This is a genomic window from Burkholderia sp. AU44665, from assembly GCF_030504405.1.
GTDB lineage: Bacteria > Pseudomonadota > Gammaproteobacteria > Burkholderiales > Burkholderiaceae > Burkholderia > Burkholderia semiarida.
Window position 1 is genome coordinate 418496 of the sequence record NZ_JAUJRI010000004.1, and the last position, 11910, is coordinate 430405.

Sequence of the window (11910 nt, forward strand, 5' to 3'; positions counted from 1 at the left end):
GACGCCGTCGCGGGCCTTTCGCACGAGGGCCCCGCCGTACGACGCGCGCATGCCGGTTCGCCTGCCGGCCGTGCTGAAACCGCCTCGATCGGGTGCGATCCGCGATCGAAGGACGATAACGATAGTGAGAGGGAGCAAGGCGTTGAACTGGGCATTCGCCGTAATCGGCTTCATCGTGGGCGGCATCGCCGCCTTGATCGGGGATTTCTCGGCCGGAAGCGGCTCGCTGCTCGGGGCCGCCGTCGGATTCTGCGTCGGGCATGCGCTGCGGCAAAGCAAGCTCCGTCACGTGCCCGCCGCGCCCGATTCATTCGCGATCTCCGCGGCGCCGCCTCCCACCCCGTTACCCCTCGCCGATCGCGTCGCGCGCCTCGAAGCCACCGTCGACACGCTCACGCGCGAACTCGATTCGCTGCGCGCGCAACTGGCGGGCGCGAAGGCCGGCGCGGCGACCTCCGGCGGCCTCGCGCAAACGGCGTCGGACGGTGCCTCCGCGCCGCTACCGGCCCACGTTCCGGCCACGCCCGCCCAACAACCTGCCGCCGCACGGGTCGACACACCGGCATCGGCTTCGACGCCGGCACCCGCAGCGGCTCTCGCACCGGCAACCACGGCACGCACCCCCACTGCGTCCGCTCACGCCCACACCACCGCCAGCGCACCCGCCACCGCGAGCCGCGCGGCCCCGCCCGTACCGCCTGCGCCGCGCGAACCCGGCCTCGCCGAACGCGCGTTCGGCGCCGCACGCGACTGGCTGCTCGGCGGCAACACGGTGGTGCGTGTCGGGATCATCGTGCTGTTCTTCGGCGTCGCGTTCCTGCTCAAGTACGCGGCCGACAACGACATGCTGCCGATCGAATTCCGCCTCGCGGGCACGGCGCTCGCCGCGGCCGCGCTGCTCGCGATCGGCTGGCGCGTGCGAGCGCGCCGCGCCGCATACGGTCTCGTGCTGCAAGGCGGCGGCGTCGGCATCCTGTACCTGACGATCTTCGCCGCGACCAAGCTTTATGCGCTGCTGCCCGTCGGCGCCGCGTTCCCGCTGATGGTCGCGATCTGCGCGCTGAGCGCGTTCCTCGCGGTGCGGCAGAACGCGCTGCCGCTCGCGTTCATGGGCAGCGCGGGCGGCTTCCTCGCACCGATCCTGCTGTCGACCGGCCAGGGCAACCATGTCGCGCTGTTCAGCTACTACGCACTGCTGAACGCGGGCATTTTCGCGATCGCGTGGTTCAAGGCCTGGCGCCCGCTGAACCTGCTCGGCTTCGTGTTCACGTTCACGATCGGCTCCGCGTGGGGCGTGACGGCCTATCGCCCCGCGCTGTTCGCGAGCACCGAGCCGTTCCTCGTCCTGTTCTTCCTGATGTATGTCGGTATCGCGCTGCTGTATGCGATGAAACGCGAACTCGCGCTGCGGCACTACGTGGACGGCACGCTCGTGTTCGGCACGCCGATCGTCGCGACCGCGCTGCAGGCGTCGCTCGTGAAAGGCATGCCGTTCGCGCTCGCGTGGAGCGCGGTCGCGCTGTCGGCGTTCTACGTCGCGGTCGCCGCCTGGCTCGCGCGGCGCCGCGACCGCCTCGGGCTGCTGTTCGAATCGATGCTCGCGCTCGCTGTCATCTTCGCGACGCTCGCGGTGCCGCTCGCGTTCTCGGGGCCGACGACCAGCGCCGCGTGGGCCATCGAAGGCGCGGCCGTCGTGTGGCTCGGCGTGCGCCAGAAGCGCCTGCTCGCATTCGGCTTCGGGCTGCTGATGCAGCTCGCCGCGGCAGGCGCGTTCTTCACGAGCCTGCTCGCGCCGGCCGACGCGACCGCGCTGCCCGTGCTCAACGGCCCGACCATCGCGATGCTGCTGATCGCGCTCGCCGGCCTGTTCACCGGCTGGTGGCTGCACGGGCGCGGCGAAGCGCGCGCATGGCACGCATGGATGCCCGAGATCGGCGTCGCGGCCGCTGCGTGGGGGCTGCTGTGGTGGGTCAGCGGCGGGCTGCACGAGATCCTGGTCCACGCAAGCCGCCACGTCGACCTGCATGCCGATCGCTTCGTCGTCGATACGACCGCACTGTTCGCGGCCGGTACCGCGTGGCTCGCGCACGTCGCACGCCGCCGGCTCGCATGGCCGCTCGCCGAATGGCCCGCGCTCGCGCTCACGCCGGTGCTGGCGCTGCTCGCGCTGCGCGCGTTCGATGCGCACGAAGCGCCGCTGTCGGGCATGGGTGCGTTCGCGTGGCCGCTGGCCGTCGGTGCGGGGCTCGCGCTGCTGTGGCGCCAGTCGCGCGACACGGGCCGCGCCGCTGCCGCGAACGACGCGGCGCCGGCCGTTGCAGCAGGCATCCTCGCGCCGCTGCATACGCTGACGTTCTGGACCCTGTGCGGGCTGCTCTCGCTCGAAGGCTTCTGGCGCCTGCACGCGTTCGTCCCCGAAGGCGCGTGGAGCTGGAGCGCATGGGCATACGGATTCGGCGCGCTGCTCCTGCTCGTGTCGGGCCCCGGCTCGCGCCTGCGCTGGCCCGTCGCGGCGTTCCCGCGCGCGTATCAGGTGTGGGGGGCCGCGCCGCTCGCCGCGCTGCTGTGGCTGTGGAGCCTCGCCAGCACGGTCAGCGACGGCGACGCAGCGCCGCTCTTCTGGGTGCCGCTGCTCAATCCGCTCGACGTCGCGCAGGGTCTCGTGTTCGTCGCCTTCGCCGCGTGGCTGCGCCGCCTGAAAACGCTCGGCATCGCGTGGCATCCGCGCGTCGTCGACTATGCGGCGATCGCGACCGTGTTCCTGTGGTTCAACGCGCTGATGCTGCGCACGCTGCATCACCGCTTCCACCTGGGCTACGACATCGACACCGTGGTCTCGTCGTTCGGCGTCCAGCAGGTGTTCATGGTCGGCTGGAGCCTGTTCGCGTTCGCCGGGATGTGGCTCACGCGCCGCGACGGCATCGCCCGTCTCTGCGCGTTCGCGTCGCTGCCGCTGATCGTCGTGATGTGGGCGTGGACGTTCTACGCGAACTTCACGCAGGACGGCGGAAGCTGGGCGCGCGTGCCGCTGTTCAATCCGCTCGATCTCGTGCTCGCGGTCGTCTACGCGCTCGCCGCGTCGTGGTTCGTGCGCGCGCGCAAGCTCGGCTGGTCGTTCGGCAGGTACCGCGTCGAGCTGCTGGGTGCGGCCGGCGCGACCGGCTTCCTGTGGCTGAACGCGATCCTGCTGCGCACGCTGCATCACTGGGCCGGCGTGCCGTATGAATTCCGCGCGATGGCCGAATCGACGCTCGTGCAGGCGTCGGTATCCGTGTACTGGACGGTCTGCGCGCTCGCGATCGCGATCTGGGCCACGCGCCGCGGGTTGCGGCCGCTGTGGTTCGTCGGCGCCGCGCTGCTCGCGCTCACGGTCGTCAAGCTGTTCCTGTTCGACCTGTCGCATGTCACCGGCATCGAGCGCATCGTGTCGTTCATCGGCATCGGCGTGCTGCTGCTGTTGATCGGCTATTTCTCGCCGCTGCCGCCGAAGGCAGCCGCGCAACAGGACGGCCGGCCATGAAACGATTCGCCGCCCTGCTCGGGCTGAGCCTGTTCGCGTCGTTCGCGGCGGCCGGCGATGCCCCGAACGCAGCCCGCGTCGCGCAGCGCTTCGCGCTCGACCTCGACGGCAGCGCCGCGTACTACCAGCTCACCGTGCCGCAGCCCGTGTATGCGGCGAGCCGGCGCGACGATCTCGGCGACGTGCGCATCTTCAACGGCGCGGGCGAGCCAGTGCCGTACTCGCTCGACGCGCCCGCCGCCGCGCCTGCCGTGCCGCCGTCCCGCACGCCGGTGCACTGGTTCCCGCTGCCGCCCGCCCGCGCCGGGAACGCCAACGCGCCGCTCGGCGTGACGGTCGGCCCGGACGGCGCGCTGCGCGCGGCCGTCGCGACACCTTCGCGCACCACGCACGGCGCGGACCTCGTCGACCTGTCGCATACCGACGGCAGCATCGATGCGCTGCTCGTGCACGTGAGCGACGACAGCTACCAGGGGCGTGTGTCCGTCGAAGCCAGCGACGACCTGCGCAGTTGGCGGCCGCTCGGCAGCACGCAGTTGCTGAAGGTCGGCCGCGGCAGCGACATGCTGGTGCAGGAGCGCATCGCGCTCGACGGCGCCGCGCCGCGCTACCTGCGGCTGGACTGGCTCGACGACGCGCCTGCGATCGCGTCGATCGACGTCGAGACGCATCCGCGCGACGCTCGCGGCGCCGATACGGCATCCGCGCCGCGTCAGTGGCGCGACGCCGTGCGGGTACGCGCCGGCCGTGCGCCGGGCGAGTATCTGTTCGACACCGATGGCGCGTATCCGGTCGACCGCGTGCGCATCGGCCTGCCGCAACCGAACACCGTCGCACGCGCGGCGCTGCAAAGCCGTGCCGACGCACAGGCGCCGTGGCGCGACGTCGCGGGCGCCGTGCTGTTCCGGCTGCAGGGCAAGGGCGGCGAGCAGCGCAATCCGCCGCTCGAGTTCGTCGCGAATACGGACCGCACATGGCGAATCGTCGTCGACATGCGCAACGGGGGGCTCGGCGGCGGGCAGCCGGCCGTCGCGATCGGCTGGCATCCGGCCGCGCTGACCTTCGTCGCGCGCGGCGCGCCGCCGTTTACGCTCGGCGTCGGCGACGCGTCGCTCGGGTCGTCGGCCGTGAGCCGCGACGCACTGCTGGTCGGCATGGCGCCCGAAGTACGGCCCGCGCGCGTCGGCGCGGCGCTGGCGGCGTCGGCGGTCGCGCCGGTGGCCGCCGCCGACACGGACGCCGCGCGCCGCTACGTGCTGTGGGGCGCGCTGGTGGTGGCGGTCGGCATGCTCGGCACGATCGCGTGGCGCCTTGCGAAAGGCGGCGGCGACGCCCGCGGCCGCGACGAGTGACGTACGCAAGCAGTTGCGTGCCGCTTGGCGCGCCGTTCGTCGAGCCGGTTCGTTCTCCTGGCCATCGGAACGGGTGATTGCGCCGATTGATCGAGCGGCCCGCGTCCCCTCCTCGCGTGAAGCCCACGCGACGGGCGAACGGCACGAACCGGAGTCCGCCCGCCGCTATCGGGCCACGAAACGGCCGTGCTGACGCGGCCGCCACGGCGACGACCGGCAACTGGCCGCACCGGCCGCGCGGCGCGCCGCGAAACGTCCGGCGCGACGCAAACCCGCCTCGCGCCGGGCCAACACGACAATGCGCGGCGCCCACGCATGCAGGACACGCCGCACGGCCGCCACACGCGCAGCCAGCCGCGACGCCGACGACACCCGGCGCACGGGGCGTGCAACGGGCCGCTTGCACAGGATCGCGCTGTCGTAGCGCTTGCCGGCGAAGCGCATCACGTCGACCACCTCGAAGCCCTGCGCGCCGTAGAACGCCAGCAGGTGCGCGGCGGGATGCGGCGTATCCAGCGCGAGCAGCGCATAGCCGCGCGACGCGGCCCACTGCTCGGCGAACGACAGCAGCAACGCGCCGATCCCGCGGCTCTGGCAAGCCGGGTCCACCGCCAGCTGGCGCACGCTCGCGACGCCTTCACGGCGGTATAGCGAACAGGCCGACGACGGATCGGTCGCGTACAGCGTGGCCGTGCCGGCGACGCGCCCGCCGCACACGGCGACGTAGCACTCGCCTGCTTCCGCGCGGCGGCGCGTGACGTCTTCGTCCTGATCGACGCACGTGCAGTTGAGCCCCATCGCACCGAGCCGCGCGAACGCACGGTGCAGCATCGGCGTGAGTTGTGCGTAGCTGTCGATTGCCGGATCGAAGCGCCGGACGATCACCCGATCGGCGCCTGCGGAAAGCGGCGCGGCGGCGGTGGGTTCGGCGATCGCGTTCCAGGGTATCGACATGGCCATGCTCCGTGGTGAAGATGCCCGAAGTCTAGGAGCGCGCCGGTCGCCGTCGCAAGAAAAAATGTCGTAAAAATCCACGGGTAGCGCGGCTGGCGGAGGTGGCGAGTACGGTGTATTTCGACGCTGTGCGCACGTCATCGCGAACGCGTCGAAGTGCCGATCGTTGCTCGCGCAAGCAATGCATCAAGCAGGGAAATCGACGCCCGCGTGCACGCCGTTGACACGTGCCGCCCCGCGCTCCAGACTCGCGGCTCCGCCACTGCATCGCGAGCGCCCATGATCACCTGCTTCCTTCGCTACGTCGTCGACCCGTACAAACTCGTCGAATTCGAGACCTACGGCAAGATGTGGATTCCGCTCGTCGAACGGTTCGGCGGCACGCATCATGGCTATTTCCTGCCATCCGAAGGCGCGAGCAACATCGCGCTGGCAATGTTCTCGTTCCCGAGCCTCGCCGACTACGAGCGCTACCGCGAACGCTCGAAGGACGATCCGGCCTGCCAGGCCGCGTTCCGCTACGCGGAGGACACGCGTTGCATCGTCAGCTACGAGCGCAGCTTCTTCCGGCCGGTGTTCGCGTAACGGGCCACGCCGCGGCACGCATCGCGCCCCGTTTTCCGGCCGAGGACGAAAAAAAGCCCCGCCGCATCCGCGTGGCGGGGCCAACCCATGTCAGTAGAGACATCATGGAGGAGACGCACCCATCTTATCGACCGTGGTGCACCGCCCCAACCAAGCATTTCTGCTATCGATCTGCGCGGCCGCGCACACGATTGCCCCGCCACGCGGCATATCGATAGAACGAAAAGTCGTTTTCAGAGTGGCGACGGGGTCGTTACCATCTGGTTTTAAGCCTGTGCTTAGCCGGGCAAGCCACTCCCAGGAGCGCCCCTTGACTGCATTCGATCAACACCGCCGCCCGTTCGTCGTCGGCATCGGCGGTACCACCCGGGCCGCGTCGTCCACCGAACGCGCGCTGTCGTTCGCCCTGCGCGGCGCGCAGGCCGCCGGCGCGCGTACGCGCCTGTTCGACGGCCCGTTCCTGCACACGCTGCCGCACTACGCCCCCGAACACAAAACGCTGACCGACGCGCAGCGCGAGCTTATCGACGCGGTGCGCCAGGCCGACGCGATCATCATCGCGACGCCCGGCTATCACGGCGGCGTGTCCGGCCTCGTGAAGAACGCACTCGACACGCTCGAGGAGCTGCGCGCGGACGAACGCCCGTATCTCGACGGCCGCGCGGTCGGCCTGATCGTCACCGCCTACGGCTGGCAGGCGGCCGGCACCGTGCTGACGTCGCTGCGCTCGATCGTCCATGCGCTGCGCGGCTGGCCGACGCCGTTCGGCGCCACCGTCAACACGCTGGAAACGCGCTTCGAGAGCGCCGACAGTTGCTCGGATCCGAAGGTCGTCGCGCAACTCGAGACGGTCGGCGCGCAAGCGGCCGAATTCGCGCTCGCGTTCGCTTCGCATCGGGCGGCCTCGCACGCGGCGTCGGTCGATGCGCTCGCCCCCGTGCTGAAGGTCGCCAACCAGTAACCCCCCGCATTCCGCCGCGCGCCCTCGATCGACAGGATTCGACGAGGGCGCGCGGCGCGTCTTCCGACGCGTGCCGACATGCGGGCGCGTCGTCCTGGCCCCCGACAACACCGTTCCGCGTCCCGCCCCGATAACGATTCAGCCCGCCGCGTCATTTGCATTGGCCGAAAGATTGGTTCACCCGACCGGCGGGTTTGCGTACGCTGAAAGTCCGAACTTTTTCCGCGCATGCCATGAACCGTACGATCCGCTACAAGGGCTACGAAGTCGCTCCCGCTGCCGCCCGGTTGCCGAACGGGCTGTTCGCCGCCAACCTGACGATCGAACGCGCGAGCGGCGGCCCGTCGCCGCGCTCCGTGTCGTTCGACGCAATCGATTTCTTCTTCGAGGAAGAGCACGCCCTCGCGTACGCATCGCGCTGGGGCCGCCTCTGGGTCGACACGAACGCGTGACATGCGCGGGGCCGGCGTGCACATGGCCGCTCGAAAATACGCGATGACGGAAGCTGTGCAAGAATCTTTCGATCCGTAATCGCATAACAATAGCCATGACCGACACGCTGCAGGAAGAGCATGCAGCCGCAGATCACGCAATGCGCAACTGGACCTTCGAGGCCCAAGGCCCGGTCCGGATCGGTTCCGATGCGCACAAGCAGATGTTCTGTCGGATGCTGCTCGACACACACAACCCGTACAAGCCGGCCGTGATCGACTGGCCGGCGCTCCAGCCGGCCGAGCTCAGGCGGCTCACGTCGCTGCCGATCTGGGACATCGCGGTGCAAACCGAAGGCCGCGCGTCGATCCGCGTGGCGACCTACGCCGCGACAGTCGACGATCCGCTGCTGCGCCGCGCGCTCGAGATGGACGGCGGCGAGGAAGCCCGCCACAAGGTCGTGCTGTCGAAGCTCGTCGAGGCGTACGGCATCCGCCTCGCGCCCGAGCCGGCCTACCCCGCGCCGAAAGATCCCGAATGGTCGTGGATGATGACGGGCTTCAGCGAGTGCATCGACAGCTTTTTCGCGTTCGGCCTGTTCCGCTCCGCGCAGCGCTCCGGCTATTTCCCGCCCGAACTGGTCGAGACTTTCGAGCCCGTGATCCAGGAAGAAGGCCGCCACATCCTGTTCTTCGTCAACTGGTACGCATGGTACTGGCGCACGATGCCGTGGTGGCGCCGGCCGTGGTTCTTCGCACGCGTCGCAGCCGTGTGGGTGCAGCTGATCCGCGACCGCATGAGCATCGCGCGCGGCATCGATGCCGACGGCGCCGCGCGTGACGCGAATTTTCCGGCGACGGGCACCGCCGACATCGGCGATGCGCTGAACCCGCGCGAGCTGATCGAGCTGTGTCTCGTGGAAAACGACCGGCGCATGGCCGGTTACGACAAGCGCCTGCTGCGCCCGATGTTCGTGCCGCGGATGGCGCGGTTCGCGCTGCGGTTTCTGACGAAGTAAAGCCGGAAGCTTGCCGCGGGTCATGCGGCAGGCTGGCCCATTCGGCCCACGCTCGTGGGCCGAATGTGGCGCGCCCGATACATTCGATCCCTCCCTTTTTTCATTTTGCTGCGGCGGGCCTGCGCCGGCGTGGCGGACAAATTGCCGCACTCGGATCTGACATTTCGGCCCCCTCCGACTGGACGCAGACCCACGGTCTGTGGCGCCCCGTCGACACCCCGCGAAACACCCCTCACGAGTGCGCCCGCTCAACCTCTGGCATACGCGCCGATTCCGCGATAACGCCGATGTCAACACGATCGTCAATAGGACAAATCCGATAAATCGGCGCAGATTGTTTCATTGGGGCGTTCTGTAGCAATTTTTTACAACTTCGACGGCCGGACGGCCCGGAACGCCCGTCATACGGGCCCCGGCGCCGGACGGAATGCGCACATCAGCACAATCAAATGCACCTCGAATCAGATGAATTTGACTGCTAGATAATCTTCACACTAAAACAAAAATTCAATAAAAGCCAAAATATTAACAAGTTAATAATTCGGCTAGCGCATTATCTCACCACAACCCAGAAAACATTACAAACATGAAAGAATCCGGCGACGCGCAAACGTTTGCTATTTCATTTGTCTTACTTTTGACTAGACCGAATGTGTCATCCACCGCACAAAATCGCCTCAACACATTGATTTTTATAGGAAAACCCGAATATCGGCCGCAGAATTCAAACCATACTAGAAGCATTCTTGCATCTTTCAAATTCATTCTGCTCTCTTGCGCAAAAACCCGCCTCATTAACCATTCTTTAACTTTTAAAACGCTTCATTTATCACTGTTTGTCAATCTATAAAATCCGACTCCAATAAACTCCGCCCATCAATTTTGAGATTCACGCGAGCGCACGGAGTAATCCTCTAACAAAAGAGACCGGTGTGTGGCGTGCACATTTGGAGGTAGCAGGATATGAACCGCACATACCGCTCGATCTGGAACGAAGCGCTCGGCGCGTGGGTCGCAGCATCGGAAATCGATTCGGCACGGGGTAAGCCGAACAAGTCGGCTGTCGTGGTGGCGGCCGTCGCGGCGCTGGCGATCAGCCTGCCCGGACTGGCCGAAGCCAATACGCTCAACACACAGCAAACCTGCCTGACGGGAAGCAGCGGCGCGGTCGGCCGCGTCAACCCCGGCGGCACGCAAAACCAGGCCGGCGACGGTTCCGGAACGTATTCGGTCGTAGCCGGGTGTAACTCCAACGGCAACGGCTGGACCGGTGTCACGGTATATGGCGCATTCGCACAGGCGACCGGCAACGGCGCGGTCGCCACCGGCATACAGTCGTCGGCGGGTCTGTGGGGCGTCGCTGCCGGCCTCGAAACCACCGCCAGCGGTGCCGGCGCGACCGCACTCGGCTTCGGCTCGACTGCGAACGCACTGAACTCCGTCGCGATCGGCGGCGCGGGCGGCAACGGAACGACGCCGCTGTCGCAGGCGAACTCGACCATCGCTTCGGGCGCGGGCGCAGTCGCCATCGGCAGCAACGCAACGAAGGGCGCGCAGTCGGCCGCGGCGGACGGTATCGCGATCGGCGGGCAGTCGTCCGTCGCATCGACCGCCACGTCGGGTATCGCGCTCGGCCGCGGTGCGACCGTCAACGGTGCGTATGGCATCGCGCAGGGCGACGGCGCCACGGCAAGCGGCTCCGCGGTTGCATTGGGTCAATCGGCGACGGCCGGTGCGAACGCTGGCACGGGCGGCGGCATCGCGATCGGCAGCGGCGCGAACGCGGGCAACGCTACGTCGGGTTCCACGATCGCGATCGGGGCCGGTGCTGTAGCAACGTCTCCGACGGGTTCCGGCGATTCGCTCGCCATCGGCACGAGTGCATCGGCTACGGGTCAGGATTCGACGGCGATCGGCGCCCAAACTACCGCCAACGGCACGAACTCGATCGCCATCGGCAACAATGGCACGCTCGCCACCGGAACCGGCGCACAGGTAATCGGCGTCGGCGCAACGGCATCCGGCACGAACGCCACGACATTCGGCACCGGCGCGACGGCCTCGGGCACCGGTGCGATGGCGCTCGGCGCAAGCAGCACGGCCAGATACGCATCCAGCGTCGCGCTCGGCACCGGAAGCGTGACGGGCGCCGCAGCGCCGACGGGCACGGGTTATCTGACGGGCAGCGCCGCGCCTCTGTCGGAAGTTTCGGTCGGCAGCTCGACGGCCCTGCGCCGCATCACGAACGTCGCGGACGGCTCGGCGCCGCAGGACGCCGTCACCGTCGCCCAGCTCAGCACCGGCGTGAGCACGACGACGAGCGCAATCGGCAGCCTGTCGACGTCGGCGTCGACCGGTCTTTCGTCGGCGAATAGCGCGATCACTTCGCTGTCGACCTCGACTTCGACGGGCATCAACTCGCTGTCCACGGGCCTTAGTTCAGCTAACAGCGCTGTTACGTCGCTTTCGTCGTCCACGTCGACCGGCCTCTCGTCGGCCAACAGCTCGATCACCTCGCTGTCGACCTCGACTTCGACCAGCATCAATTCGCTGTCCACCGGCCTTAGTACAACTAACAGCTCCGTTACGTCTCTTTCGTCGTCCACGTCGACCGGCCTCTCATCGGCCAACAGCTCGATCACCTCGCTGTCGACCTCGACTTCGACCAGCATCAATTCGCTGTCCACTGGCCTCAGCTCGGCTAACAGCTCGGTTACGTCGCTTTCGACTTCCACGTCGACGGGCCTGTCGTCGGCCAACAGCTCGATCGGTTCCCTGTCGACCTCGACTTCGACCGGCATCAACTCGCTGTCCACTGGCCTCAGCTCGGCGAACAGCTCTGTGACGTCGCTGTCGACCTCCACGTCGACGGGCCTCTCGTCGGCCAACAGCTCGATCACCTCGTTGTCGACGTCGACTTCGACAGGTATCAATTCGCTGTCCACCGGCCTCAGCTCGGCAAACAGCTCGGTTACGTCGCTTTCGACTTCCACGTCGACGGGCCTGTCGTCGGCCAACAGCTCGATCGGTTCCCTGTCGACCTCGACTTCGACCGGCATCAACTCGCTGTCCACTGGCCTCAGCTCGG

General features: G+C 68.0%; 8 protein-coding genes. 7 read left to right on the forward strand and 1 reads right to left on the reverse strand.

From position 1 onward, the window contains the following. Positions 1–142: 142 nt before the first annotated feature. Together QZM15_RS12760 and QZM15_RS12765 are read left to right on the forward strand one after the other, a co-directional pair. Positions 143–3520: a DUF2339 domain-containing protein gene (locus QZM15_RS12760; protein ID WP_302106505.1), complete on the forward strand. Its 3378-nt coding sequence runs from the start codon at positions 143–145 to the stop codon at positions 3518–3520. Beyond that, the gene (locus tag QZM15_RS12765; RefSeq protein WP_302106506.1) at positions 3517–4872 is read left to right on the forward strand and encodes a DUF3999 domain-containing protein; all 1356 of its coding nucleotides are present in this window, start codon (positions 3517–3519) and stop codon (positions 4870–4872) included. The genes QZM15_RS12760 and QZM15_RS12765 overlap by 4 nt, the downstream gene beginning before the upstream one ends. A gap of 165 nt (positions 4873–5037) precedes the next feature. Here the strand turns inward: QZM15_RS12765 and QZM15_RS12770 are convergent, their stop codons facing one another. Further along, on the reverse strand, positions 5038–5826 hold the full coding sequence (locus tag QZM15_RS12770) for a GNAT family N-acetyltransferase (RefSeq protein WP_302106507.1): 789 nt from the start codon (positions 5824–5826) through the stop codon (positions 5038–5040). Positions 5827–6105: 279 nt separating this feature from the next. Here QZM15_RS12770 and QZM15_RS12775 point away from each other — a divergent pair, with 279 nt between their 5' ends. The 5 genes from QZM15_RS12775 to QZM15_RS12795 form a co-directional block, all read left to right on the forward strand. Further along, positions 6106–6411: an NIPSNAP family protein gene (locus QZM15_RS12775; protein WP_059575435.1), complete on the forward strand. Its 306-nt coding sequence runs from the start codon at positions 6106–6108 to the stop codon at positions 6409–6411. Between the two features lie 310 nt (positions 6412–6721). Continuing rightward, a complete protein-coding gene (locus QZM15_RS12780) occupies positions 6722–7372 on the forward strand; it encodes an NADPH-dependent FMN reductase (RefSeq protein ID WP_006490914.1) in 651 nt (216 codons plus the stop codon). A 233-nt stretch (positions 7373–7605) separates the two neighbouring features. Then, complete coding sequence (locus QZM15_RS12785) at positions 7606–7824, forward strand: hypothetical protein (RefSeq protein ID WP_006480563.1); 219 nt, start codon at positions 7606–7608, stop codon at positions 7822–7824. Between the two features lie 95 nt (positions 7825–7919). Next, positions 7920–8822 (forward strand): ferritin-like domain-containing protein, encoded by a 903-nt coding sequence (locus QZM15_RS12790; RefSeq protein WP_302106508.1) that lies wholly within the window; start codon positions 7920–7922, stop codon positions 8820–8822. Positions 8823–9785: 963 nt separating this feature from the next. Then, positions 9786–11910 (forward strand): YadA family autotransporter adhesin (locus QZM15_RS12795; protein ID WP_302106509.1); only part of this gene is annotated, 2125 nt, incomplete at its 3' end.

What these genes read in the sequence shown, in the direction of transcription:
- QZM15_RS12785 (WP_006480563.1), top strand. Translation starts at nt 7,606, where the DNA reads ATGAACCGTACGATCCGCTACAAGGGCTACGAAGTCGCTCCCGCTGCC.
- QZM15_RS12790 (WP_302106508.1), top strand. Translation starts at nt 7,920, where the DNA reads ATGACCGACACGCTGCAGGAAGAGCATGCAGCCGCAGATCACGCAATG.
- QZM15_RS12765 (WP_302106506.1), top strand. Translation starts at nt 3,517, where the DNA reads ATGAAACGATTCGCCGCCCTGCTCGGGCTGAGCCTGTTCGCGTCGTTC.
- QZM15_RS12770 (WP_302106507.1), bottom strand. Translation starts at nt 5,826, where the DNA reads ATGTCGATACCCTGGAACGCGATCGCCGAACCCACCGCCGCCGCGCCG.
- QZM15_RS12775 (WP_059575435.1), top strand. Translation starts at nt 6,106, where the DNA reads ATGATCACCTGCTTCCTTCGCTACGTCGTCGACCCGTACAAACTCGTC.